Here is a 24,256-nt window from a genome sequence, read left to right on the forward strand (position 1 = left end):
CGCTGATTTTGTGGTTTTGCATAATTTATTGTTTGTTTTCATGTTTTATAAATTCTTCGGTATTTTGTCACGGACTAGTGACATTCGTATCATGTCTTGTGTCATACAAAGGAGGATAACATATTTGGATGTATTCATTGGGTTGTAGCAAGAGGCAGGGGTTCGGTGGTTATTTATTTGAGTGGTCCGGTTTTGTGATCATGGATTTGTATAAAATCGGTGTTTTGTTGTTGAGTGTTGTTTTGTTGGCTGGTTTTTCAATTGGTTTTACTGGTTCTACAGGAAGTTATGATGGTGGAAGCGGTAGTGGTGGTGATGACGATTTTGGTGATGGTGGTGATGTTCCGGGTGATGGTAACAGTGGCAGTGATGATCCGAGTTTGAGTCCTGGTTCTTGTTATAATGATGCGGATGATGACAGTAGCGGGGTTTCTGATTTGGGTGATGTTGGCTGTGTTGGTCCGAAAGGTTTTGATGAAATAGAGGGAAATATTTGGGACAGTGATTTGACAACTACGTTAAGTGGGGAAGATCCGAGTTTGAGTGAGGATGAGTCTGTTTTCTTCGGTGGTTCTGTTTTCACAGGTAATGATTACAGTCCCAGTGAAAGAAGTGATTCTCGTGATGGTAGCGGTGTTGTTGAACGTTTTATTGTTGATATGGGTAGTGAGGTAGGTACTTCTTTTGGTAATGCTGATAACCAGTTTTATGCTTATGGAAGGAGCGGTCAGAAGGAGCACTCTGGTTTTCCGGAAGGTACTGTTCTTCTTTCTGACCGGGTGATTGATTCTCCGAATCCTGGTATTGGGATTTCTGGCGTTGATTCGGGCGATATTGTTGGTTCTGAGGATCGTTGCGGAGATGGTTATGAGACGGATGCTCTTTCCAAGTCCGGAGATGATGGTGTTAGTTCTGCTACTACTGATTGCCGTGCGGATAATGGACGTGTTAAGGAGAAGTACGGTGTTTCAGAAAGTTCAAGTTATGAGGAGGAGCAGGAGGATGGAGATCAGTCCGGTTCTCAGACAGATGGCGGGCTTTACTGTAGGGATGATAATGAGGATAGTAGTGGTAATGATTTGGGATTGACTTGTACTGACGGTGAGGATGCTACCTGTGATGATGGTGCAAGTATCTGTGGTTGTAGTGCTTCTTCCTCTACCAATAGCCCAGATGATGCGGTCTGTGATACTGCGGAGGATCATTCGGGTGATGAAGGTAATGACTACTGGTATATACAAGGTGAGAGCTTGATTAAGGATTCCTGTGAGGTTGTGCAGAGTGATGTTACTTATGCAGAGGGTTCAAAGGGTTCTTCAGCAACTTGTACTGATTATTCTCAAGTTACGCAGGGGGGTAGTTGTATGACTTGTTCAACAGCAGGTTCTACGACTTATCCTGGTGGAGAAGGTGCTGAGGTAACTGGAGATAACCGTGACTGGGTTAAGGACAATTCCGAGAACTGTAATGTTTATAATGTTGTAGACGGCGGTGGAGAGTCTGGAGGCAGCGATGAGGCGTTATCAAAACCAGATAATGATGCTGCGGCCACGTTCACTGATTTTGAGGCTCATGAAGACTCTTCTTGGGGCTCGGATGGCAGGGTTTGGTGTGGTTATGAGTCTACTTTGACTGTTGATGCTGATGGTCCGCAAGGTAATGGTGACGGTTTTGCAGTGATCCATGATGGATCTGTAGTCGCAACTGAAAGCCCTGATGGTTCTGATAGTGTTGGTCAAAGCGTGTTTGTGAGCGATGGTTCAACTTCCAGTACTGGTAGGGATTATACGGACATGATTGAAAACGAGTTTAGCTGTGATAACGGTAAATCGAGCTGTCTTGTCTATGTGGACTTCCAGACAAGTGATTCGGGTTGGAGCACTCACACTCAGTCAAGAGACAATGCTATAGATGATGCCGTTGAAATAGATACTAGCGAATCATCTTTGCTTACGGCTGATGAGTCTTATTCTGTCTGTAAGAATATTAACAGGATTAATGAGAAGAATGGTAATGGTCAGGATGAGTTGATTGATTGTGATTATGAAAGTAATAGGGATAGTGGTAGTTCTTATTCTTCTGATCATGATGTTTCTCCTTTGCCGGAGGCTTGTGGTGATGAGGAGTCTGAGCATTTGATTCAGTTTGAGGGTACTGAGGTTGATGAGGATGATGTTCAGAATACTAAAAGTACCAGTTCTCAGGTTAATGGTGATTTGGCTTTTGCTCAGAAATGTGTTGATTGGGGTGAGGATACCGGTGGCTTTGGTAATAGTTTATCGGCTGATGCCTGTGTTAGAAATGGTACTGCTTACAGCGAGGGAACAGTAATTAACGTTGCAAGAGGCGGTGTTGAAACTGATTATGAGGAAGGAGGTGACTCTCCTGATTGGGAGGTCTGTGCAGATATTGGAGACAACGGCGATGAGGGTGATGATCTTCCATGGGATAACGGTGAGGACAATGATCAATCTGCTAAGGATTATGGCGGAGAATGGTATGACCTTGACTCACAAAAGGTACAAGATTACGTAAGAAGCAATACAGGTATTTTACAGGATGATAGCAATGATTTAGGAAGTAATGGAGATCCACACAGATTATCTTTTTACTGGAGAGAAAATCCAAATCCTTACCACTCTGATTACAATCCGCAAGGTGGAAAAGCTGGTACTGCATTAGAAGATGACTGCGGTCCGAATGTTGATTGTAATGATGAAGAACTTCAATCCAGCAGTAATCCAAGCTTCTTTAACTTCTTGAATGATCCTGAGGGAACTCGTGATGAGGATTTCAGTCCTCAGGGAGGTAGTACGGAGGGAGGTATCTATGAAGCAGATTCGTTTTTCAATCCTCCAGGAAGGTTGAATAAGTTGCAGGAGGATACTGATCAGTTAGAGCCAGGTATGGATACGACATTCCCTCTCTTATCGGAAATAGATAAATGGAGTGATTCTATTGGAGGACGAGATGAGGCTGACATGTTTGCGTTGACGGAGAGTCTGTCCTGGAGTATCTCTAACAGGGGTGTGCCTTACAGCCCAGGCTCAGCACCTTACCATAAGGATTATTCAGGTTCTGAGAGATCAGATCCTCAGGACTCCTCAGTTTCTAAGGAAGATAAGGTATTTGGGAACTCTCTTGCTGTTGTAGCTGCTAGGGACTTTAACCCTGAGGATGGACCTGAACAGATTGAAAATGGAGAAGGTTACTGGATTGAACCTGATGATATTAGGTCCGAAGAAGGAAACTATCAAGGCTCTTGGGAAAGTGTCCTAAACTATGATTTAGATATTACAGGTCCTGATGGAGGTCTAGGATTCCATACTGATGGAAAGACGTCAATAGATACTTTTTCTGGAGGATCAATCGTAAATACCGATATATTCTTTGAGGGCGAGCCTTCGACGGGTGATGCTACTGCGGATAATACCAACGAGTATCTGGAGCCTCCTATGTGTGGGGACGATCAGAGGGAATACCTGCTTGAGGAAAGAGGTGAGGTTGTTAATTCGGATAAGTATGAAGGCCGTTTTGCCTGTGCTGATGCTAGAAATCATTGTGTTCAGAGAGACTACAGCAAAAAGCTTTACGATACTGGGGAGTACCAGCAGGCGAATGAGGAGGCAGAGAATAGAGGCAGAGCTAAGTTAGACGATGAGATATGTGCGGAGAGACCTAGTGACGAATTCCCTAACTGGTATGATCAGGACTTCGGTGATATTGATGGAGATGGTGAACAGGACACCTGTAAGGTGAATAATCTTTACGGGGATCTGGGTAAAAGATGGTTTGACAAGGAGGACGTTGAAGAGCATCCAAATGCGTTTACTGGAGGAATAGATGATGACTCTAATAATAAGTTAGAGAATCAGGGTGAAGCAGATCTAACATCTAAGCCCGAGGCAAGCTCATGGTCTGAAGATGAAACACCTGTCTCATCGGGAGAGATTAACACCGATAGAAGCGTGGTCACTAAGGGTTTCTGTGGAGGAGATGATGAATCCGAGTACATCGTGACTCAGACTTGTGATAGCCGTTTATGTAGTACTGATAATGATGTGATTGGTGTTGCAGAGGATCCTGATAACTGTATCTTGGATCGTGCGGAGGTTGAAGGTGTTTCAGGCAGTGAGAGGATGCTTTATGATGAAGGTGAAACAGTTGAGGTTTCTACAGGTTCTGATACTCAAGAGTTGGCTTGTTACGGGAGTACGTGGACTGAGAAATGGCCTGTGAACTTTGCGAGAGATAATGTTACTGTTCCTCTTAATACGACTGGCAGAGTCAGTTTTGAGGTTATCAATGTAAGGGATGATGCATCAACATTTGATCTGGAGCTGAGTATTCCTAACGGAGATCTTGAAGATCTAACCGTATTTGAGGAGACAGGAACCAACGAAATGACAGTAGATGTAGCTGGCGGTGCTTCAGAAACCCACGCATTAAACATTAGAGGCAACAAGAGAATCGAAAACTGGGAAGAGATTGAACTCCAGGCTGACAGCAGGGACGGACAGCTATCAGGTTACGACACAACATTCGCCAAGATAACAGAAACTGCTGGCACAGGTAATGGAAGCACACCGACACAGGTAAACCGCGACGTACCTGGACTCCAGACAATCCAACTAATCTGGATGGCAATGATAGCCTCCACCATCTACTTCCTCACAGCAGGAAGAAACCTCTAAGATCTATTTCTTTCTAAAAAACACTCCCATACATTGTTAAGTTTTCAACTGCATACTATTAGTATGCCAACGACAAGTGTTGAAATTCCTGAAGTTTTGAAGAAAAGAATAGAGCAGAAGGTTGAAAGTGGAGAATACACCTCTAATTCTGACTTTATCCGATATGCTGTTCGAAGAATGCTCGATAAGGAGGACACACTCAGCCCGAAAGCAGTTGCCGAACTGAACAAGAGAATAGACTACAGTGGAGAACAACTGACAGGCCTCGAAGAGGCATAGAAACAGATGGATGTCAAACTGACGGAAGAAGCAATCAAAGACAAAGATAGTCTTTCCCAAGACGAGTGGGCGAAAATAAAAGACAAGATAGATGAAATAACAAACCAACTAAGTCATGAAGGCTTGAAGCTTATTTCTAATCCTTTTCTCAATCACCCTATATGGCAATTGACGATAGAAGAGAACCCAGCCAATCATCGAGCATTCATAGATGTTAGAAACTCTCAAATAATCATAATAGCAATTTGGGACTTCGAATTCACACACCAAGGAGACGACCACTGGGAAGAACTTACCAATAGAGTGTAACCAAAATAGGGAGAGGAAAATTAAGCCTTACCACTCAAACCAAAGTTATGAGTCAGGAACTTGGAATAACAGTTGACAAACAACAAGATCCTTCCGAATGGTATACACAGGTAGTGAAAAAGGCTGGTTTAGCTAAGTATGCAGATGTCAAAGGCTGTATGATAATCAAACCATACGGAATGAAGCTTTGGGAAAGCATCAAAGAAAACTTCAATACTAAGATAGAGAGCACAGGCGTAGAAAACGCATACTTCCCATTATTCATCAGAGAAAGCCAGTTAGAAAAAGAAGAAGACATAGTTGAAGGATTCGACCCAGAAGTCGCATGGGTCACACACGGCGGAGACGAAGAACTAGAAGAACGAATCGCAGTAAGACCAACCAGTGAATCAGTTATCGCACCATACATGGCAGACGAAATTCGTTCTCACAGAGATCTGCCGCTCAGAGTCAACCAGTGGGCGAATGTAGTCCGATGGGAAGCCACAGATACAAGACCTTTCCTAAGGACCAGGGAGTTTCTATGGCAGGAAGGACACACAGCACATGCAACAGAAGAAAGCGCAGATGAAGAAACAATGCTGCGGTTGGAGCAGTACCAGGAAGTTATCGAAGACCACCTCGCTATCCCAAGTATTCTAGGTTACAAGCCTGAGCATGATAAGTTCCCTGGCGCAAAATATACTACAACGATTGAAACACTGATGCCGGATGGAAAGAGCATCCAATCAGGAACCAGTCACCAACTTGGACAGCATTTTGCCGAGGCATTTGAGATAGAGTTCGAGGATGAAGACTCCGAAACTCAGACCTGCTACACGACATCATGGGGGCTCTCCACAAGGACGATCGGTGCTTTGATCATGGCACACGGTGACGATGACGGTCTTAGATTGCCACCTTCCGTTGCACCGACACAAGTGGTTGTCGTACCTATATTCCAAGAAGACAACCAGGAAGAAGTCATGGAATACGCCGAAAATGTCAAGCATCAAATCGCCCATTCGGCCGGTTGCGCATGTGAAGAAAGCGTAAGAGTAAAACTAGACGACCGAGAACACCGAACACCAGGATACAAGTTCAACGAATGGGAACTCAAAGGAGTACCACTCCGGGTCGAAGTAGGACCAAACGAAATGGAAGACGACACAGTTACCACAGTCAGAAGAGACAATCAGGAAAAAGAAATGGGAAGAGACAGGAAAGAATTCCTCAGAAACATCAAAAACACGCTCGATGATATCCAAGACTCGATGTACAACGAACTGAAAGATTACCAGGAAGAAAACATCAGAGAAGCAGACTCCAAGAATGAAATCCTTGCGACCATCGGCAAAAACCGCGGATACGTCAAAACCAGGTGGTGCGGCAAAGAATCATGTGAGGAAGAAGTCAAGGACGAAGTATCCGCAGAGATCGTAGTCCTACCATTCCAAGAAGACAGTAAACCAGCCACCATACAAGACTCAGATGAAGAAATTGATGGCGAATGCGCGGTCTGTGGTGAAGATGCAGAGCGCTGGGCTTACTTTGCTAAGAATTACTGAAAAATTAGTTTGGTGCTATTGGGAGTTCTTTACTTCTTCCCAGTTATTCCAGTTTTCAGATTCTTTAGCTTCCTTAATATTTTGAACTATTTCATCTGATAGTTTTCGGTTGTTGAGTCTGCCTTTGTCTTCTAGAAGTCTTCTTATTGCATCTCTGATGAGTTCGCTTTTGTTCTTGTAAACTTTTTCTTCTCCGACTTCTTCATCAATTGCTTTTTCAAGACCTGCAGGAATATCGACCGATGCCATAACAGTTTAGCATTAGAGTGTTACTCTTATAGTTCTAATGTGCTTAATCAATTACATGGTTTTTGAGGTAAAGCTCTCAGATGCAGCCAAAAAGCATCGAAAAGAGTTAGACGAAGATATTAGAGAGCTAGTAGATGAAGCCATTGACGATATAAAGGAAGAAGGTCTAAATCACGAAAATGCTGGTTTCTTAAGCGATCAGCGCTTCTCCGATACAGCACTCTACAGATACAAACTTGTGGAAGATAAAGCCAACCACAGGATAATCTTCGATTTTATAGAAGGTAAAACTATTAGGATATTCGACTTAGGGCATAGAGACTGGATATATGATGAATAAAAACTATCGAATTCTACATAAAACTAAATCGTTCAGCCTCTACTAATTATCACCTTTCATCACAATGTTTCGATATTATTCTCAAAGTTACGCAGACTTTCATCGACAAACCCCGAAGAATACTAGCCTGAAAATTTCTAGCATTAGAATCATTTTTGGGTTAGATGTTTAATTTCTTGTCTTCAATAATTAGGTATGGTTTTGGCTTCGGAAGAGGATATCAAGGATTTTGCTGAGGATGTCCGGGAAGAGTTCGGTGATCGAGTCGAGAAGATACTGCTCTATGGTTCTTACGCTCGTGATGAGCATGTTCCTGGTAGTGATGTCGATATAGCAGTTCTCGTCAGTGAGAAGAGAGATAATGATAGAGAGAAATTGTTTGACATTGCTGAAGACTATCGCTGGGATAAAGATATTTTCTTCTCTCCGCGGGTGTTTGAACTGGACAAATTTAAGCAGAAAGCGGAAGCCAGCCCAGGTTTTTACTCCACAGTAAGTAAGGAAGGTGTAGAAGTATGACAAAGGAAAAGATTGAGGAAGCAGAGAAAAGACTTTCAACAGCAAAACTACTGTTAGAAAATGAGAGATTCGAGGCTGCTGTATCCAGAGCATACTACTCCATGTTCCACGCAGCCAAATCACTGCTTCAGACAGAGGACTCGTCACCTAAGACGCATGAAGGAGTAAACAGCGAACTTGGAAAACTTTTCAGAGACAGGATAGACTTAGAGCTACTGAGAGAATTTTCCAGGATAAAACAGCTAAGAGAAGATGCCGACTACGGAGCAGAAAGCAATATAAGCAAACAAAAGGCTACAGAAGTAGTAGAGACAGCCGAAAAATTCATTTCCCGAGCCAAAGACATTACAAGATAACACTTTTCACAAGCCTCCTTATTCTTAACTTTCAGTTGTCACCTCACTTACATGATTCTCAAAAACATCAGTTACCTTGTCACACAGAATTTCGACAGGCAAATCCTGGAGAACATAGATGTGAAAATTTCTAACAACGAGATTTCTGCTATCGGCCGCAACCTCTCAACTAGAAATGAGGAAGTCTTGGACTGCTCCGACAAAGTTGTGATGCCGGGTCTGATTAATGCGCATACTCATGTCTCTATGACCTTGCTCAGAGGAATTAGTGATGACCTGGAGCTTAATGATTGGCTCCATGATGTTATCTTTCCAGCTGAAGAGAAATTAGGTCCAGAAGATGCTTATGTCGGTGCTAAGTTGGGTTGTCTTGAGATGTTGAAGTCTGGTACGACGACTTTCAACGATATGTACGACCATATGGATCAAGTGGCTGAGGCTGTTGATGAGACAGGTATGCGAGCCGTCCTTTCCCGTGGAGTCTTGGATGTCGACGGCAAAGGTGAGAAGAGGGTTAATGAAGCCGTTGATTTTGCTATTGACTACAACGACCATGGCAGGATTACTCCTGGTTTTGCTCCTCACGCAGTTTATACTGCTTCTAGTGATGTTTTGACGAATTTGAAGGAGTTTGCTGAGGACAGGGATACTGTGTATCATATCCATGTTTCCGAGACCCGGAGCGAGGTCGAGGACTTTGTGAAGGAGAACTATGCGACTCCTCTGCAGCACCTGGATAACCTGGATCTGGTCGATGATAACTTGATTGCGGCGCACTGTGTCTGGATGATGGATGAGGAGAAGGATATGATGGAGGAGAAAGGAGGAACAGTTGTCCACAACCCGGCCGCCAACCTGAAACTTGGGAGCGGAATCGCCGATATACCGGACTTCCTGGACAGAGGAATCAATGTCGCATTAGGTACTGATGGAGTAGCATCAAACAATAACTTGAATCTATTTGAAGAGGCAAAACTCGCGGGATTACTGCATAAGAGGGATAGTCCGACTGAGATAACTGCTCAGGAAATACTGGACATGATGACGATTAACGGAGCAAAGGCTCTTGGCATGGAAGACGAGATCGGGTCAGTAGAGATAGGTAAGAAGGCTGACTTGATTACTATAAACTTGAATTCTGAGGAGATGCAGCCTGTTCACGGTAAAGAAGGTTTGATTTCAAATATTATCTTCGCTTTTGATGGTAAAGTTGAGGATGTAGTGGTTGATGGCGATTTAGTGGTTAAGGAGAGTAAGCATTCCTCTGTTGATAAAAAAGATGTTTTGGAAGGAGTTGAGGAGAAGAAAGGTAAGTTTTAGTAATATTTTTTCGAAATTGATTTAAAATTGGAGCTGTAGAAGGTTTTCTATGGCTTCCAGAGTTGATGATGTCGTTTCTCTTACTGAGCGTCTTGTTAAAATCGATTCTTATGCTAGAGATGTTGGTGAAACTGAGTCTTATCAGGAAGTAAACGGAGAGGTAATGGGTGAGATTTTGGATGTTGCTGAGGATTATCTTTCTTCTATCGATAATTTATCTGTGAAGCGTTTCACCCAGGATGGCCGAGAATCGTTGGTTGCTACTTTTGGCAGTGTTAAAGAAGTGGATTTGATGTTACATGGGCACTTGGATGTGGTAAGGCCTGATGAAGATAATTTTATTGGAGAAGATGCCGAGGACCACTTTGAACCAGTTACAGATACTATAGATGGAGAAGAAAGAATTTATGGTCGTGGCACAGGTGATATGAAAGCTGGTGCTGCCTGCTTGATGAGAGTTATGAAAGAGTTAAGTGAGAATCCACCAAGCATCGGGTTGATGTTGACGACTGATGAGGAAAAAGGTGGTTTTAGAGGGACTAAATACTTGCTGGATGAAGAAGGTTACAGTGCCGACTTTGCTATCTCAGCTGAACCAAATAACATCGGCGAAGGTTACTTAGATATTGTTAACAAGCAGAAAGGTATTCTCAGAGCGTATATAACTGCCGAAGGAGAGAGTGCCCATGCATCTCGGAAGTGGAAAGGCGAAAATGCTATAGATAAATTGATTTCTACGTATGGAAATGAGATTAAGCCGCTATTTCCTAGTGCCGATGAGAGGACATGGGATACTACTGCAAATCTTGGAATGGTGGAAGGCGGGGACGGACTGAATAAGGTGCCGGATAAAGCCTCTCTTGGACTGGATATACGGTGGTCTGATGAGAAACCGATCGAAGAAGTAAAGGAAGAAATCAGGAAAAAGGTAAGCAGTCGCGACGATTTGAGTGTTGAGTTTAGAGTGGAAGAACCTATGCTTAATACTAGTGACTCTGTGCTTGTTGAAAAACTCCAAAGCGACTTGGAAGAAACTATAGACGAAGATAAATCCGCCAGAATTACTAAGAAGGCTCCTGGAAGCGATGCACGACATTTCATGAGGCAAGACATTCCTGCTGTTGTATTTGGCCCTGAGGGATATAACAGCCACCAGAAAGATGAATATGCAGTTGTCGATAGTTTTGAAGACTATGTTAAATCAGTTAAGAAGTTCGCTCAGCGTTTTTGAAGAGGTATTAACATGGATTTTGAGAAACTGGAACTGAGGAAGGCTGGATTGGATCTTGTAAATCCTTTTGAGACAAGTAACTGGAGAATTGAAACCAGAGAAGTACTAATCCTATGTGGAAAGAAAAACGGAGAATGGGTTTACGGCGAAACCTCCGTACTTCCTGACCCCGTCTACAATCATGAATCAACTCAGACGGCCCAAGAGTTCATCAAAAAGTATGTTATCCCTGCAGTAAAAGATTCTAACTCCGTTGAGGACTATTGGAATAACATCTCATATCTTAAGGGACATCCGCATGCGAAGTCATCAGGAGACCAACTTCTACATCACCGGCAATCAGTTAACCAGGAAAAATCATTGAAAGATATCATCAATGGCGCAGGAGATGTGGCTGAGTGCGGCGTCAGCTTAGGAGTTACAGATGAAGATAAGATAGTGGAAAAAGTACAAGGTTATTTAGATCAAGGTTATAAGAGGATAAAGCTGAAGATCAAGCCTGGTAAAGATATTGGATATGTCAGGAAGGTTAGGAAACATTTTCCTGATGTAGATTTAATGGCTGATGCCAATTCTGCATACAGTTTAAGCCACAAAGACCGATTAAAGAAGTTAGATAGTTTCGATCTTCAAATGATTGAGCAGCCACTATCACACGATGACCTAGTAAATCACTCCGTACTTAACAACTATATAGATACTCCCATCTGCCTTGATGAAAGCATTCATTCTGCTGAAGATGTTAAAAGAGCATCAAGAATAGATGCCTGTAGCATAGTCAATTTAAAACCTCAAAGAGTCGGTGGAATAAAAGAATCAGTGAAGATCAACCAAGCTTGTAAGGAGGAAGATATGAAGATGTGGATGGGAGGAGTGATAGAATCAGGTATAGGAGCTTCAACACAAATAATACTCTCATCACTCAGTGAAATAAAATTCCCTGGCGATATAGGTGCTTCCTCCCGATACTTCGAAGAGGACATAGTCAATCCGGAGATAAAAGTAAACAATGGTCAGATAAAGATTCCAGATAACCCTGGTTTAACGAACAGTGTTGACAGAGGTAAACTTAAGGAGAAGACCATGGAAAAATGGACTTTCTAGTCCTCCAGAATGTATGTATTCTGCTCGAATCCGTTTTCTCCAGGCCTCATGAGTTCAGTGACTTCGTATCCTTGGTCCATCAGAGAACCTAGAACCGTCCTGGTAGCATACCTCCATTCCTCTTCGACTTCATCACTCATGTCTTCTACAGCTTGTTCAGGAATCTCAACTCCTACTTGTCCCTCTAATTCTTCTCTTTCTTCCCCAAAATCTGAATTAGGAAGAGCTCCATCCGCTGAAAGCACTATATCTGTTTCATCTTGTCTTATATCTGACAAATAGTCTTTCCCTTGTGATTCTGTTGCATTTAGCTTATCTTCTGCTCGAGATGAGTCTATCCTCCATTCTATGACGAATCTGTCAGCAGGTGTTCCTCCCGAGGTTTCGGTATCATAGACATCTTCCTTATATTCAGAAGCAACTCCACCAAGTTTAGTCAGGTTTAAACGATTATTTACAGGTTTAAGCGGATCTACAGTCCAATAAATAGTATCATAACTGTGTTTTGCTGCTTTTTCTCTCTGCTGCTTTTTAATCTCTAGACCTGCCCCAGCACTGTGAGAATCCGACCCAACAGCATGAGAGTACAGCACATTATCCTGGGTCATATCCGGGAACATGTATGCTAGAGAACTTATTCCATCAGTTTCTGATACTATAAGGTTTCCTCCTCTGTCTTTTGCTTCAAATTCATAAGTAGGTATCAGCTCTGCCTCACCTATGCCTGTTGAACTCCAGGCTTCAGCCATAGTGTTTTGAATGTCTAGGTACTCTCTAGATTCATTAGTAGGAACAGTTTCAACATTTTCAACACCTATTTCCTGTTCGACTAACCTCTTGGTTTCCTGAGAAAGGTTTGTTTCTTCCTGCTCTGTTAATTCACTGTCAATTGCATTCCATGAAAGAGCGACTGCCTCCTCTCCATCAAGACTTTGTGAAATCAGTGTGATAGCGGTTTTACCATTGATATCTGCTGAAAGAACTCCTCCTACTGCATCATGAGCAGTTAAGATATGAGAGGGAATCGACTCCCTCTGACCTAAACCCACATCGATACTGTCTGCACCATTTTGAAGTGATCTACTAATCTGCATAGCTTAACCCTCCTACGAACTCATTCTACCTCGAATTTGCCGGTTTATCTGACCGTAAGCCTCAGGAAGAGCATCTTTTATATCTCCAATCGCATTCTGGTCCACTGCTTCAGAAACAACGCCCTGATTTGAGTAAGGTTCTTCTAATGTCACCTGTGCAACATCCTCAATACTGTAAGACTCTAGCTCTACATTCAGCGAATATTCAAGTACATCTTCCGCAGATTCTAATACTTCATCATCTACTTCAAGACCTCTTCCGTGTTCTGAAAGTATCTCCGCTGCAACAAAACCTTTCTCTAGTACAGGATTCCAGATATAGCCCGGAAGTCCTTCAGTAGTTGTTACGGCAAAATTAGTTTCCGCGCCACCTATTTTATTCTCGATATCAGATTGAGAATCGGACAGCAACAAACGGGAGTCTTCCCGACCTGGCCACACCGTGTAGGGAATCCTAGTGCCCGCATTCTTTACCTGCGAACCTAGTGAGGCAGGTTGATTGTAGCGAGAAGTACCTATCAGCTCATTTATCTTCTTATCGTAGATGTTTTCCTTGTCATGCCCAGATTTATTGTTGATTCCTTGTTCTCTTCGCATCCACTCTGTCGCTGCAACTTCAAAGATACCATACCAATGAGCAGCTCTCATCTCCTCGCCTGTACTATGTTCAAATTGGTCCGTAACGCTATAGAGAGAATCAGGAATATCTACATCATACATTTCCTCAAACAAACCTAAAGCGCTTTCAGCCGCCATGCCGTCAGCTATAACACTTTTCGGCAGAACAGATTCTACATCTCTTTTAGCAGAAGCAAGAGAGGGATAACCTGTTTCAACGCTTTCAGCAGCAGAGATGCCGAGAGCATCTGAAACAATATCCTCTGCTATTTCATAGAAGCCTCGGTCGCTGAAAATATCCTCCGACCTGACAAAGTTAACTCCTTCTATTCCTGCCAGTTCGGCCGAAGCCTCCAAATAATCCTCTCGGTCAGCTCTTGATTCGTTCTCCGATTCTAAAAATCCTGCAGCCTTACTTCTACCCATATTAAGAGATTCAAAGATATCAGCCATGAAAAAATGCAGTTCTCCTGTCTCTCCATGTCTTCTTCTATCTTCATCCTGAATTTTCTTTTCGTGTACTAGCGCTGATAGCATGTCAAGAGGCTGCTCTTCCAATCCAGCAGTGGTCAAACCATGTTTAGTAACACGGGGGCTCTCAGAAGGGATTCCTGTCTCCGCTGAGTTGAACGGATTTTCAATCTGGCTCCTTTCTCTTATCTCGGAGCTATCAGTTGATTTACTCATAAGGCGCCACTTTTTGAACTAGTTCTGAGATTTTGTGTAGGATTCGGGGTTGCGGTATCATGATTATTTTTGATTGTTAGATCACCTTTGGAAATTGCTGAGCAAGGACAGAGAAAAAGGACCTGCTCCACTACATAAAGTAATAGAAATAGCTAAAGCTGCCAGAAAAGAACAAAGACCTCATTTTCTGACAGTCAAACATAGAGAAACAATTCAAAGTTTAGAATTAAATAATCTTCGACAACATGAAAAGGAGATAAGACTAGATGAAGAGTCTCTTTTAGACTCTAGCATCCAGTAAATCCGGTTTCTCATCGATTCTGGGGATATCTAACTTCTTCTTGATCTTCCTGAATTTCTGGTGGTCATTTTTCTCCAGGAGTGTTATGGCTTCTCCTTCTCGGCCCTGTCTGCCGGCTCTTCCGATTCTATGGGTGTATGTGTCGGCTTTGTCAGGTACATCATAGTTGAAGACATGCGTTACATCATCTACATCTATTCCACGTGCCGCGACATCCGTAGCTACAACTACTTTGATGTCTCCTTTCTCGAATCTTTCTAGAACATCTTCTCTCTGGTTCTGGTTCATATCGCCGTTTAACTCCTGTGCATCAATGTTGTTTTTCCTTAGTTTATCCGCTAACCATCGGGTTGTGTTCTTAGTCTTACAGAATACTACGGAAAGGTCTCTGTCCCGTTTTTTGAGGAATGTGTATAGCATGGAGAGTTTTTCGTCTCTATTGGCATTCACATATTTTTCATCCAGGTTCCTGGTGTGCTCCGATTTCTCTATCCTGATTGTCTCCGGGTCGATGTCATAGCGGTCGCACATCTTCTTCAGGCTTCTTGGGATAGTAGCCCCGAATAGGAGATTCTGCTTGTGATCAGGCAGATGACTTATTATCTGTTCGAGTTCATCCTGGAATCCCATGTCAAGCATTCTGTCGGCTTCATCCAGTACAAAGTACTCTAGTTCGTCTGCGTTAATTTTTCCTTTTTTGAACAGGTCTAGTACTCTTCCTGGTGTTCCTACTATGATGTTGGCGGTTTTTGCTCCTTGGATCTGTGGTTCGTAGTCGACTCCTCCGTAGATTGTTACTGTTTCGATTGAATTTGCGGAGGCCATGTCGATCTCTGCTGAGATCTGTTTGGCTAGCTCTCTTGTAGGAGATAGGATTAGTGCTTGTGTGTGGTCTCCGTCGATTTTTTCGATTAGTGGTAGTGAGAAGGCGAGTGTTTTACCTGATCCTGTTTCTGATTCGACCATCAGGTCTTTTCCTTCTTTTACTTTTGGTATTGCTTTTTGCTGTACTTCTGTCGGTTCTGTAATATCATTTGCTTCCAGGTTCTCCTTTACAGGCCTGGAAATACCTAGTTCTTTGAAATTCATAGAAAGATTCTGTCCTCGTATATAAACATTTTGAGGCGGGAAGCTTTAACCCTGTGGGATTCAACTCCGACTATTTTTTATTTATTCTTTAATCGTAGTTTTTTGCGTGTAAGCTGTATGAGAGTTGAGAAACTGGGAGATGGAGAACCGGAAGTCGCTGTTGTTGGAGCGATTCACGGTGATGAGCCCTGCGGAGAGAAGGCAATTGAACAATTTCTGGACTCGGATTTTGAAGTGAAGAAGCCTGTTAAATTAATTATAGCGAACGAGAAAGCGCTGGAAAAAGATACTAGATTCGTTGACTGTGACTTGAATCGCAGCTTTCCTGGCGATCTGAAAAGTGAGGATCACGAAGAGAGATTGGCTGCCGAGATAATGGCTCAGGTAGAGGGGCTTAAAGTCCTGGGTCTTCACTCCACGAAGTCCTATGCTGACCCCTTCGTAGCCCTATCTTCACTTGAACCCGATAATATGGATTTAGTCAGGAAAACAGGTATCAGAACTGCCTCGTACCACCGGGATAAGGATCTGGATACCTTGGATGATCACGCGAAATGTGTTGAGGTTGAATGCGGATTCCAGGGATCTGAAAGTGCTGTAGATAATGCTTACAGAATTGTAAAGAATTTTCTAGCTGCTTATGGAATAATTGATGCAGAACATCGTATCTCCAGTCCATCAGTTTTCGAAATCTATGACACCGTGGAAGAGCCGGACTATGAGTTTATTGCTGTAAACTTCCAGAAAGTTGAGGAAGGCGAAGTGTATGCTAGGAACGGAAGTAAAGAGTTGAGAGCAGATGAAGATTTCTATCCTGTTCTGATGTCAACTGAAGGATATGATACGATTCTCGGTCACAAAGCCAGGAAAGTCGAGAACCCTGAAAGTTTGACTCAGGAAAAGAACATTTAATAATTGTCATCAAGATGTAGCAACATGAACTTGTTGGATGTTGTAGAAACAATCTTCCAGAACTATGATGGAGAAGTCCAAGCAGAGTTCAATCCCGACAATTCCACACCTTACACAGGGAGAGATAGAGATCTTAGAACTGGAGAAACTGCAAGAGAAATGATCGAAGGATACGCATCCATGGGAAAGTCATTGAACGCCCAGGTAGTAAACGACAAACACACCGCCAGACTATCGTACAATGCTTCTACAGACAGATTGAAAATAGATATCGAGTTAGAAGATGGAATTAACAAGGAATTTAACCAATACTTAGAAGATACAGACTTAGAACAGTTAGAGGAACAGATAACAGAAATAGAAGAAGAATACAAAGAAGCTCCTAGGCTTTAATCCAAGAAGACTGGCTCTCCCTCATCCAAGACTTTCTCATCGTCGAACCATACAGTTGGGTTCTGTAGTATGAAGTCCCAGTGAAGACTGCTTTCGTTCGCTTTTTCATGTCCTTCAGGTAGACAGAAAGAGTTTTCTCCGAGCGCGATATGCACCGTTCCCAGAATCTTTTCGTCTTGAAGTGTATGGCCTATGTATTCTGCTTCTGGATTGGTTCCAAATCCGAATTCTGCGATTTGGTCTGCGTTTTCAATATTCTCTATTTTCTCCACTATTTTGGAATCTTCAGGAGCATTTCTTATCTCTGTGACTCTTCTGTTCTCAATGACAATTTCATTGCCTTCATCTTCTTTAGAACCGAAGCTGTTTTCTTCTAACACTAGAGTTCCATTTGCATCTAGCGGGCCTGTAAATACCTCACCAGAAGGGATGTTTCCTATCCCTGCTTCCGTTAGTTTTCCATTGGAAGGTTCTAAATAGTCTGAGTCAATTTCAAGTTCTAAATCAGTTCCTTTTTCCGTTTCTATTCTTATCTTTTCTACTCCTTGTAACTGTTCAGCCGCTTTGTCTGTAATCCTTTCAACCTCTTCATAGTCGGCTTGAAGCGCGTTTTTCCACATCCTCTTATTTACTGTAGGTAATGTAGCTACTCGTGCTCCTTGTTCAGCTGCTTCGCCTGAAGCATTTGTGTGGGATAAGGATTTCATCGTCGGCGCTATAACCACATCAAACTGTTTCATCGCATCTGCAACATATTCAGGTGGTTCATCTCCCTGATTCTCCGGCTCCTCATAGTTAATCACGCCGTGTTCTACATCTCGATCTTCCAGAACTTTAACTAAAGATTCGATAAGCTCTCTATCATTACTGTCATTTAATACCAACACTTTTTCGTTTTGTTGAACTTCCAAACACTGGTCGATGATTGTCGAAGCGCCTTCTCTCAAGCTCATACAACTTTTTTAGGACAGAGTCTTTATCCATTTTCCGGGAAAAAGAGTTAATCACCTATTTAAGTTTAGGCAGGCAATACTTTGTTAGAGTCTTTTCGGAGACCTGTTCTTGAGAACTTCCACATTCGGTTGGAGGGTCTTCAGCGCAGGTGTAGGCGATTTTTTATGAATGTGAAAATGTACTGGTTAAATTATTAGACACAAGGTGTTTGAAATTATGCAAGAGCAAATGCAGAAAGAAGGGAAAATGGACGAATTCAAAACAGGTACTACAACCCTAGGACTAACAACAGACGAAGGAGTGATCCTAGCAGCAGACAAGAGAGCTTCTCTAGGCGGACGGTTGGTCAGCAACAAGCACGCGCAGAAAGTATTCAAACTAGATGATAACATCGGTTTGACAATCGCCGGAAGCGTAGGAGACGCTCAGAGGATTGTCAGAGTAATGAGAAGCCAGTTAAAGCTTCACAAACTGGAGACAAAGGAGCTTTCCCTGAAAGGTGCTGGAACCCTGCTTTCCAACATCCTGCACAATAACAAGATGATGCCTTTCATGAATCAGTTCCTGATGGGAGGAGTCAAGGATGGAGAAGGAGCAGTTTACAGCCTTGACCCTGCAGGAGGACTGATGGAGCATCCGAACTACACAGCAACAGGGAGTGGAAGCCAGATGGCATTCGGAGTACTGGAAGACCAGTATGAAGACGGAATCGACCACGAAACCGGACAGAATGTAGCAGTTCAGGCTATTCAGGCAGCTATGGAGAGAGACACAGCGACCGGAAACGGTATCATGGTTGCAGAGATTACTGAGGATGGCTTCGAAATCCTTGAAGAGAAAGAAGTAGAATCCAAACTCAAATAAAGAAAGGAGACTGAGATCACAAAAGGATCTCAAAAAAGAAGTACTCGGTTTATTACTTCTCTCCTCCTTTCTCACACAGTTTAACTCTATTTTATCAATCAAAGTGAATCAACAACAATGGAAGAACTAGAAGATGTGAAACAATTTTTACCAAGCTACGCAAGCGTATCAGAACTAAAATACGAAGGATCAGACATTGTAATATACACAGACAGTGAAAAATTCTTCTTAAACAACTCAGATACTGTAAAAGAAATAGTATCAGAACTGAAAAAAAGAGTAGAGATACGACCATCCTCAAAACTATACACAACACCTGAAAAAGCCAAGAAAAAAGTCAAGGAACTTGTCTCAGACGAAGCAGGAGTAGAAGAAGTAATAATGCAGCCAAGCCTCGGAAAAATGATAATCCGGGCAGAAAAACCCGGAGAAGTTATAGGAAACCGGGGCTCAGGACTAGACGAAATCAAGGAAAAAACTTTGTGGAGCCCGCAGGTCGAACGAGTACCGGCCATCGACTCCAAAGTAGTAGACAGAGCCCGGGAGCTAACAGTAGAAGATCCAGAATTCCGGAAAGAATTTTTGCACGATGTAGGAAAGAAAATCAGGCTTGACAAGTCTGTAGGCGATGAATGGGTCAGAGTTTCCGCATTAGGAGGATGTAGACAGGTCGGAAGGTCCTGTTTCCTTCTTCAAACTGAGGAATCAAATGTACTACTGGATGCAGGAATCGATCCTGCAGCAGAATCAGGAACGCCGGAGAACTTCCCATACCTGAACGCTCCGGAACTGGATTTGAAGCAGCTAGACGCTGTTGTACTCTCTCACGCACACATGGACCACTGTGGAATGATCCCTTACTTATTCAAGATGGGTTATGACGGTCCTGTGTACTGTACTGAGCCGACAAGAGACATGATGATCATGCTGACCTTGGACTACATCGGACTGGCTCACTCACAGAATAATACTGCACCTTATGATTCTACAGCAATTAAGAAAGCAGTTAAGAGAACAATCACTCCTGACTACGGTGAAGTAACCGATATCACCCCGGACATGCGGTTGACACTTGAGAACGCAGGGCACATAATTGGTTCATCGCTATGCCATATTCATGTAGGAGAAGGACTCCACAACCTGCTTTACACAGGAGACTATAACTACGATAATACCGAGATGCTTAGAGAAGCATCCACCGACTTCCAGAGAGTCGAGACAATGATCACAGAGTCAACTTATGGAGGTCGAGATGATGAGCAGACTCCAAGAGAAGAAGCGAACAAGAAGTTCCTCTCCAAGGTCAAACAGACCTTGAACAAGGGCGGAAAGGTTATCGTACCAGCTTTCGCAGTCGGAAGGTCTCAGGAAGTATTAGGCCTTCTTGCTGATGAGATGGAGCGCAGCTACTTCGACTACCCTGTCTACATCGATGGAATGATTAAGGATGCCAACGCACTACACACAGCTTACCCAGAATTCCTGTCTAAGAAAGTACAGAAGAAGATTTTCGAGGAGGAAGAAAACCCATTCCTCCAGGATAATATCAAGGCGATTGGCAGCCATAATGAGAGGAAGGAAGTGTTCGATGAAGGACCATGCGTCATCCTGACCACCTCAGGTTCAATTACGGGCGGACCAGTGCTTTCCTACCTGCAGCAGGAAGCAGATAATCCTGACAACGCGTTGATTTTCGTTGGCTACCAGTTTGCAGGTTCGCTTGGACGGAAGATTCAGGATGGAGCTGATCAGATAGAGATAAACGGGAAGAAGGTGGATGTCAACTTGGATGTCAATTCTGTATCAGGTTTCTCAGCTCACAGCGACAGGGAACAGATCATCGACTTCGCCAAAGACCTGAGAAGCACACCTAACAGGATTTTCACCAACCACGGAGAAGAGAAAAACTGTTACAGTCTGGCATCAGCACTGCACAAGATCCTGCATATCGATACCTCAGCACCTCAGAACCTGGAAGCAATGAGATTGGAGTAGTCTAGAAATCTCCTAAACTACTCTGGTCCTCTATCTCCTTCAAATCGGAGATTCTTAATCCTATTCTTCTTACCTGTCCTGAGAAGTTTTCCAGGAATTCTTCCAGCAGTTTCTCCCCTTCCTGAATTATTATCTTTTTGTCGTTGACATGACTCTTCAGGGTTGTGCTGCGTGTATGCATCTGTATTTCGTCGTCGATCACTATAACCGATATTTTTCTGAACCCTACTCCTTTCTCATCTGCCTTTGGTACTATCTCCTGTGCCAGTTCCGGGAAGTATTTTTCTATGTAGCGTGGTATACTGGAGTTTTCTCCCAGGGTAGTTATCCGTGTTATCTGTTTCTGTTCTTGCGGTTTGACCTCTGAAGAGTCTTTTCCTCGTGCTTTCTCTTTCAGTGTGGGACCAAAGTTTTCGCCAAACTCTTCCACAAGCAGGGCGTTTTCTGCATTAGCCAGTTCTTCAACTGAGTTGATTCCCAAACTCTCCAGTTTTTCTCGAGTTATCTCACCTATCCCATGAATGTCCTCTATCTCTAATCCATACATGAATCCCCGGACTTCTTCCTCTCTAACTACTGTCAGCCCTTCAGGCTTCTGTCTATCCGAGGCGATCTTAGCTACAAGCTTGTTCGGAGCCACACCAATAGAACAGGTGAGATGAAAATCCTCTCCCACTTCTTTCTGAATCTCTTCAGCTACCTCAACTGCGTCATCTGTTTCTTCAGGTATTTCTAGATATGCTTCGTCTATTGAGGCTTGTTCAACTGTATCCGCGTATCTCTCATATATTTCTTCTCTGATCCTGTCTGATACACTTCTGTAGTATTCCTTGTCCATAGGTACGAAGTGTACTTCTTGCTCTGCGTTTTCCGCAATATCTTTGGCTATTGTAATTGGCATCGCTGCGTGTATTCCTAGTTCGCGGGCATCATAGCTGCATGTTGAGACAGCACCCGAGTCTTCGCTTCTACCTGAATAAACACATACGACTACAGGACCTTCCATGTCTTTCCTGTTTTTCTCTACTGATGCGTAGAATGCATCCATGTCGATATGTAAAACGGTTTTTTCCCTTGTCATAGGAGAAGTATCTGGTTTCTAGATTTAAACCCGTTGAAGATTTAATCAGTAGTTATGTCCGAGCAGAAGTTCCTGTTAGACTGCGGTAGATTGGAAGATTATCTGGATAAAGAGCTTGTAATCAGCATTAACAGGATGGTTACTGAGACTGAAGAGGAGAGACAGAGGTTGAAGGAGAATGATGAGTTAAGCTCGGAAGAGTTCTCAGATTTTATTTCACTGTTTAGAGAGGGTCGTGATATCGAGTTTTCGAGAAACGAGGACTATCACCAGGTTATTAATGAGGGAATTCTGGGCAACCTGTTTGAAAATATTCTTTTCATGGAGTGTAGACAGAACTCCGGTCTTATCCATTTGACTGCTTTTATAGTGAAGACTTTAGCGGAGTCTCAGGTTTTTGCTGATGGGAATAAGCGGACTGCTTACATCTCTGGTTGTGTGTTTTTGATGAGTTTTCAACAGGAGAAGGGCGTTGAAGCTCCTGTGATTCCTTTGCTGGATGGGGATTTCGTATCTATTTTGCAGGATATCGCGGTTGGTGAGGAAAGCCTAGAGTTTCTGGAGGATTATCTGAGGTCTTTGGAGACGAGTATTGAAAGAAAGATTTAGACTTCTACTGGCTGTGCCTCCGGTTTTTTGATGTATCGGCGGTAGTATTTCTTCAACTTTCTTTTCAATCTGTGTTCTCTCATCTCTTCGGCTTCGCTTTCCTCTGCTAGCTTTTCAAGGCCTCTTCTACTCTTCTTAGCTATGCTTCCGAAAAGTTTGACATCTTTTTCCTTACTCATAATCTGTGATTGGCTTGCTAACCTTATTTTTGTGGGGGCTTTCCTAGGTGACGGAAAGGGTTTTAACCCGTCAGTGTATTAGTTTGTAATACTTGATAAGCGATGAAAGCAATTGTACTAGCCGGCGGACACGCCACAAGACTCTGGCCGATAACCAAAAACCGTGCTAAACCACTCCTACCTATCGGGAAAAAACCAATAATAGACTACATAATTGAAGATTTAGACGACTTAGACGAAGTATTGATTTCTACAAACGCTAAGTTCTCCACAGACTTTGAAGACTACGCAGAAGAATACGGAAGAGACAATGTAAGAGTAGTTGTCGAAGACCAAGACTCAGAGGCAGATAAACCTGGTACAATCGGGGCCATACTGAAGATACTCGAACAGGAAAGCATTGACGACGACCTGCTGATCATAGGAGGCGACAACATCTACAGCTTCGACATATCCAAATTCATCGATTACGCAGAAGAAAGAGGACCTGCAAACGTAGTCTACGACGTCAAAGACTTCGAACTAGCCTCCAGCTTCGGAATAGTAGACACAGACAAGGACAGAATCGTCGGATTCGAAGAAAAACCAGAAGAACCACCAAGCACCTTGGCATCAACCGCCTGCTACTACTTCCCAAAAGACCACATCAACCTATTCCAAGAATACGACAAACACTTCCAAGAAACAAGCATACCCAAGGAAAAGTACCTCGACGAACCCGGAAGACTCATCGAATGGGCACACAACCAAGTCGACATGTACGCATACAGCTTCGACGGACACTGGTTCGACGTAGGAACACGGCAAGGCTACCTAGAAGCAACCGCAGAAATAGTCGAAGGAAACCAGATTGAAGGAGAAACCACAGGATGCGACTTGGGAGAAAACGTAGTAATAATGGAAGATGCAGAACTAGAAAACGTCAAACTAAGAAACACAATAGTCTTCCCCAACACAAACATCGTGGATTCAGAAATCAGAAACAGCCTGATAGACGAAAACTGCGAAATCCAAGACACCGACCTAAACGACGCAGTAATAGGAGAACACACCAAACTCTAAATCTTTTTCTTTCCTAATTTTATCCTCTCTAGGCTCAAAAGCTACAATTATTAGAGGTCAAGTATATTTCGAGCTTTTCTTCCGCAACCTGCATCATTTCTTCTTGTTGACTCATAGTGTAATTCCCTCTGAAGTCACATTTGTGTGGAAGCTATAGCCTCTTTCTTCCTTAGATCTAAACTCATTTTCCTCGTAAATCCGAGGAGAGAACATCAAGTCCCTTTCAGCCATATACCGTTCTACTATATCAAAGACTTTTTCTTCATCTTCTCTCTGCTCTTCATTAACCAAAATAACTACATCTATATCACTTCCTGGAGTATAATCATCACGGGCATAACTCCCATACAGAATAATTTCCTCTACCTTATCGCCCAAGACATCTCTAACATCATCAGCAAAATCCTGTATATCCTCCTCAGAAGCAAGCTTCATACAAACAATAACCAACGACTGAAAAATATAAGGTT

24 protein-coding genes are annotated in these 24,256 nt (G+C 43.0%); 16 read left to right on the plus strand and 8 right to left on the minus strand.

Going from position 1 to position 24,256, the window contains the following annotated elements:
• Positions 1-200: 200 nt before the first annotated feature.
• From LC1Nh_RS02305 to proS, 4 genes are all read left to right on the plus strand, one after another.
• Entirely contained in the window at positions 201-4,694 is a 4,494-nt protein-coding gene (locus LC1Nh_RS02305; protein ID WP_153550097.1) for a hypothetical protein, read from the plus strand.
• Between the two features lie 63 nt (positions 4,695-4,757).
• Positions 4,758-4,973, plus strand: a complete 216-nt coding sequence (locus LC1Nh_RS02310; RefSeq protein WP_153550098.1) for a ribbon-helix-helix domain-containing protein — start codon at positions 4,758-4,760, stop codon at positions 4,971-4,973.
• Between the two features lie 6 nt (positions 4,974-4,979).
• Positions 4,980-5,282, plus strand: a complete 303-nt coding sequence (locus LC1Nh_RS02315; RefSeq protein WP_153550099.1) for a hypothetical protein — start codon at positions 4,980-4,982, stop codon at positions 5,280-5,282.
• A gap of 47 nt (positions 5,283-5,329) precedes the next feature.
• Positions 5,330-6,829 carry a proline--tRNA ligase gene (gene proS, locus LC1Nh_RS02320; RefSeq protein ID WP_153550100.1) on the plus strand — a complete coding sequence of 500 codons (1,500 nt, stop codon included), beginning with the start codon at positions 5,330-5,332 and terminating at the stop codon, positions 6,827-6,829.
• A gap of 15 nt (positions 6,830-6,844) precedes the next feature.
• Here the strand turns inward: proS and LC1Nh_RS02325 are convergent, their stop codons facing one another.
• Positions 6,845-7,078 carry a ribbon-helix-helix domain-containing protein gene (locus LC1Nh_RS02325; RefSeq protein WP_153550101.1) on the minus strand — a complete coding sequence of 78 codons (234 nt, stop codon included), beginning with the start codon at positions 7,076-7,078 and terminating at the stop codon, positions 6,845-6,847.
• Positions 7,079-7,133: 55 nt separating this feature from the next.
• Between LC1Nh_RS02325 and LC1Nh_RS02330 the strand changes: the two genes are divergently transcribed.
• From LC1Nh_RS02330 to menC, 6 genes are all read left to right on the plus strand, one after another.
• The gene (locus LC1Nh_RS02330) at positions 7,134-7,418 is read left to right on the plus strand and encodes a type II toxin-antitoxin system RelE family toxin (RefSeq protein WP_217907075.1); all 285 of its coding nucleotides are present in this window, start codon (positions 7,134-7,136) and stop codon (positions 7,416-7,418) included.
• Positions 7,419-7,613: 195 nt separating this feature from the next.
• Positions 7,614-7,937 (plus strand): nucleotidyltransferase domain-containing protein, encoded by a 324-nt coding sequence (locus tag LC1Nh_RS02335; RefSeq protein ID WP_153550103.1) that lies wholly within the window; start codon positions 7,614-7,616, stop codon positions 7,935-7,937.
• Complete coding sequence (locus tag LC1Nh_RS02340) at positions 7,934-8,293, plus strand: HEPN domain-containing protein (protein WP_153550104.1); 360 nt, start codon at positions 7,934-7,936, stop codon at positions 8,291-8,293. Before LC1Nh_RS02335 ends, LC1Nh_RS02340 begins: the two co-directional genes overlap by 4 nt.
• A 51-nt stretch (positions 8,294-8,344) precedes the next feature.
• Entirely contained in the window at positions 8,345-9,613 is a 1,269-nt protein-coding gene (locus tag LC1Nh_RS02345) for an amidohydrolase (RefSeq protein WP_153550105.1), read from the plus strand.
• A gap of 49 nt (positions 9,614-9,662) precedes the next feature.
• The gene (locus LC1Nh_RS02350) at positions 9,663-10,844 is read left to right on the plus strand and encodes a M20 family metallopeptidase (protein WP_153550106.1); all 1,182 of its coding nucleotides are present in this window, start codon (positions 9,663-9,665) and stop codon (positions 10,842-10,844) included.
• Between the two features lie 12 nt (positions 10,845-10,856).
• Positions 10,857-11,948: an o-succinylbenzoate synthase gene (gene menC / locus LC1Nh_RS02355; protein WP_153550107.1), complete on the plus strand. Its 1,092-nt coding sequence runs from the start codon at positions 10,857-10,859 to the stop codon at positions 11,946-11,948.
• Here the strand turns inward: menC and LC1Nh_RS02360 are convergent.
• From LC1Nh_RS02360 to LC1Nh_RS02370, 3 genes are all read right to left on the minus strand, one after another.
• On the minus strand, positions 11,945-13,042 hold the full coding sequence (locus tag LC1Nh_RS02360; protein WP_153550108.1) for a hypothetical protein: 1,098 nt from the start codon (positions 13,040-13,042) through the stop codon (positions 11,945-11,947). The genes menC and LC1Nh_RS02360 overlap by 4 nt on opposite strands.
• A gap of 12 nt (positions 13,043-13,054) precedes the next feature.
• A complete protein-coding gene (locus tag LC1Nh_RS02365) occupies positions 13,055-14,347 on the minus strand; it encodes a hypothetical protein (RefSeq protein WP_153550109.1) in 1,293 nt (430 codons plus the stop codon).
• A gap of 280 nt (positions 14,348-14,627) precedes the next feature.
• Positions 14,628-15,737 carry a DEAD/DEAH box helicase gene (locus LC1Nh_RS02370; RefSeq protein WP_153550110.1) on the minus strand — a complete coding sequence of 370 codons (1,110 nt, stop codon included), beginning with the start codon at positions 15,735-15,737 and terminating at the stop codon, positions 14,628-14,630.
• Positions 15,738-15,854: 117 nt separating this feature from the next.
• On the opposite strand from LC1Nh_RS02370, the gene LC1Nh_RS02375 reads away from it, so the two are divergent.
• Both LC1Nh_RS02375 and LC1Nh_RS02380 read left to right on the plus strand, forming a co-directional pair.
• On the plus strand, positions 15,855-16,649 hold the full coding sequence (locus LC1Nh_RS02375) for a M14 family metallopeptidase (RefSeq protein WP_153550111.1): 795 nt from the start codon (positions 15,855-15,857) through the stop codon (positions 16,647-16,649).
• A 24-nt stretch (positions 16,650-16,673) separates the two neighbouring features.
• On the plus strand, positions 16,674-17,042 hold the full coding sequence (locus LC1Nh_RS02380) for a hypothetical protein (RefSeq protein ID WP_153550112.1): 369 nt from the start codon (positions 16,674-16,676) through the stop codon (positions 17,040-17,042).
• Here LC1Nh_RS02380 and LC1Nh_RS02385 read toward each other — a convergent pair.
• The gene (locus LC1Nh_RS02385; RefSeq protein WP_153550113.1) at positions 17,039-17,995 is read right to left on the minus strand and encodes an aminopeptidase; all 957 of its coding nucleotides are present in this window, start codon (positions 17,993-17,995) and stop codon (positions 17,039-17,041) included. The two genes, LC1Nh_RS02380 and LC1Nh_RS02385, sit on opposite strands and share 4 nt — an antisense overlap.
• A gap of 217 nt (positions 17,996-18,212) precedes the next feature.
• Between LC1Nh_RS02385 and psmB the strand changes: the two genes are divergently transcribed.
• A complete protein-coding gene (gene psmB / locus LC1Nh_RS02390) occupies positions 18,213-18,860 on the plus strand; it encodes an archaeal proteasome endopeptidase complex subunit beta (RefSeq protein ID WP_256727649.1) in 648 nt (215 codons plus the stop codon).
• Positions 18,861-18,977: 117 nt separating this feature from the next.
• A complete protein-coding gene (locus LC1Nh_RS02395; protein ID WP_153550114.1) occupies positions 18,978-20,855 on the plus strand; it encodes a beta-CASP ribonuclease aCPSF1 in 1,878 nt (625 codons plus the stop codon).
• Position 20,856: 1 nt separating this feature from the next.
• On the opposite strand, the gene dinB is transcribed toward LC1Nh_RS02395, so the two are convergent.
• Positions 20,857-21,936 carry a DNA polymerase IV gene (dinB, locus tag LC1Nh_RS02400; RefSeq protein ID WP_153550115.1) on the minus strand — a complete coding sequence of 360 codons (1,080 nt, stop codon included), beginning with the start codon at positions 21,934-21,936 and terminating at the stop codon, positions 20,857-20,859.
• 54 nt (positions 21,937-21,990) lie between these two features.
• Here dinB and LC1Nh_RS02405 point away from each other — a divergent pair, with 54 nt between their 5' ends.
• A complete protein-coding gene (locus LC1Nh_RS02405) occupies positions 21,991-22,545 on the plus strand; it encodes a hypothetical protein (protein ID WP_153550116.1) in 555 nt (184 codons plus the stop codon).
• Here LC1Nh_RS02405 and LC1Nh_RS02410 read toward each other — a convergent pair.
• Positions 22,542-22,724, minus strand: a complete 183-nt coding sequence (locus LC1Nh_RS02410) for a hypothetical protein (RefSeq protein ID WP_153550117.1) — start codon at positions 22,722-22,724, stop codon at positions 22,542-22,544. The genes LC1Nh_RS02405 and LC1Nh_RS02410 overlap by 4 nt on opposite strands.
• Before the next feature lie 102 nt (positions 22,725-22,826).
• Between LC1Nh_RS02410 and LC1Nh_RS02415 the strand changes: the two genes are divergently transcribed.
• Positions 22,827-23,786, plus strand: a complete 960-nt coding sequence (locus LC1Nh_RS02415) for a nucleotidyltransferase family protein (protein ID WP_153550118.1) — start codon at positions 22,827-22,829, stop codon at positions 23,784-23,786.
• 111 nt (positions 23,787-23,897) lie between these two features.
• On the opposite strand, the gene LC1Nh_RS02420 is transcribed toward LC1Nh_RS02415, so the two are convergent.
• Positions 23,898-24,221 carry a nucleotidyltransferase domain-containing protein gene (locus LC1Nh_RS02420; protein WP_153550119.1) on the minus strand — a complete coding sequence of 108 codons (324 nt, stop codon included), beginning with the start codon at positions 24,219-24,221 and terminating at the stop codon, positions 23,898-23,900.
• Positions 24,222-24,256 lie beyond the last annotated feature (35 nt).

This window comes from Candidatus Nanohalobium constans, assembly GCF_009617975.1.
Taxonomy (GTDB): domain Archaea; phylum Nanohalarchaeota; class Nanosalinia; order Nanosalinales; family Nanosalinaceae; genus Nanohalobium; species Nanohalobium constans.

Excerpts from the sequence above, each read along its gene's own strand:
- LC1Nh_RS02340 (WP_153550104.1), top strand. The coding sequence starts at position 7,934 with ATGACAAAGGAAAAGATTGAGGAAGCAGAGAAAAGACTTTCAACAGCA.
- LC1Nh_RS02410 (WP_153550117.1), bottom strand. The coding sequence starts at position 22,724 with ATGAGTAAGGAAAAAGATGTCAAACTTTTCGGAAGCATAGCTAAGAAG.
- LC1Nh_RS02335 (WP_153550103.1), top strand. The coding sequence starts at position 7,614 with ATGGTTTTGGCTTCGGAAGAGGATATCAAGGATTTTGCTGAGGATGTC.
- psmB (WP_256727649.1), top strand. The coding sequence starts at position 18,213 with ATGCAAGAGCAAATGCAGAAAGAAGGGAAAATGGACGAATTCAAAACA.
- LC1Nh_RS02350 (WP_153550106.1), top strand. The coding sequence starts at position 9,663 with ATGGCTTCCAGAGTTGATGATGTCGTTTCTCTTACTGAGCGTCTTGTT.
- LC1Nh_RS02370 (WP_153550110.1), bottom strand. The coding sequence starts at position 15,737 with ATGAATTTCAAAGAACTAGGTATTTCCAGGCCTGTAAAGGAGAACCTG.
- dinB (WP_153550115.1), bottom strand. The coding sequence starts at position 21,936 with ATGACAAGGGAAAAAACCGTTTTACATATCGACATGGATGCATTCTAC.
- proS (WP_153550100.1), top strand. The coding sequence starts at position 5,330 with ATGAGTCAGGAACTTGGAATAACAGTTGACAAACAACAAGATCCTTCC.
- menC (WP_153550107.1), top strand. The coding sequence starts at position 10,857 with ATGGATTTTGAGAAACTGGAACTGAGGAAGGCTGGATTGGATCTTGTA.
- LC1Nh_RS02330 (WP_217907075.1), top strand. The coding sequence starts at position 7,134 with ATGGTTTTTGAGGTAAAGCTCTCAGATGCAGCCAAAAAGCATCGAAAA.
- LC1Nh_RS02385 (WP_153550113.1), bottom strand. The coding sequence starts at position 17,995 with ATGAGCTTGAGAGAAGGCGCTTCGACAATCATCGACCAGTGTTTGGAA.
- LC1Nh_RS02365 (WP_153550109.1), bottom strand. The coding sequence starts at position 14,347 with ATGAGTAAATCAACTGATAGCTCCGAGATAAGAGAAAGGAGCCAGATT.
- LC1Nh_RS02405 (WP_153550116.1), top strand. The coding sequence starts at position 21,991 with ATGTCCGAGCAGAAGTTCCTGTTAGACTGCGGTAGATTGGAAGATTAT.
- LC1Nh_RS02360 (WP_153550108.1), bottom strand. The coding sequence starts at position 13,042 with ATGCAGATTAGTAGATCACTTCAAAATGGTGCAGACAGTATCGATGTG.
- LC1Nh_RS02395 (WP_153550114.1), top strand. The coding sequence starts at position 18,978 with ATGGAAGAACTAGAAGATGTGAAACAATTTTTACCAAGCTACGCAAGC.
- LC1Nh_RS02315 (WP_153550099.1), top strand. The coding sequence starts at position 4,980 with ATGGATGTCAAACTGACGGAAGAAGCAATCAAAGACAAAGATAGTCTT.
- LC1Nh_RS02325 (WP_153550101.1), bottom strand. The coding sequence starts at position 7,078 with ATGGCATCGGTCGATATTCCTGCAGGTCTTGAAAAAGCAATTGATGAA.
- LC1Nh_RS02380 (WP_153550112.1), top strand. The coding sequence starts at position 16,674 with ATGAACTTGTTGGATGTTGTAGAAACAATCTTCCAGAACTATGATGGA.
- LC1Nh_RS02310 (WP_153550098.1), top strand. The coding sequence starts at position 4,758 with ATGCCAACGACAAGTGTTGAAATTCCTGAAGTTTTGAAGAAAAGAATA.
- LC1Nh_RS02420 (WP_153550119.1), bottom strand. The coding sequence starts at position 24,221 with ATGAAGCTTGCTTCTGAGGAGGATATACAGGATTTTGCTGATGATGTT.
- LC1Nh_RS02375 (WP_153550111.1), top strand. The coding sequence starts at position 15,855 with ATGAGAGTTGAGAAACTGGGAGATGGAGAACCGGAAGTCGCTGTTGTT.
- LC1Nh_RS02415 (WP_153550118.1), top strand. The coding sequence starts at position 22,827 with ATGAAAGCAATTGTACTAGCCGGCGGACACGCCACAAGACTCTGGCCG.
- LC1Nh_RS02305 (WP_153550097.1), top strand. The coding sequence starts at position 201 with ATGGATTTGTATAAAATCGGTGTTTTGTTGTTGAGTGTTGTTTTGTTG.
- LC1Nh_RS02345 (WP_153550105.1), top strand. The coding sequence starts at position 8,345 with ATGATTCTCAAAAACATCAGTTACCTTGTCACACAGAATTTCGACAGG.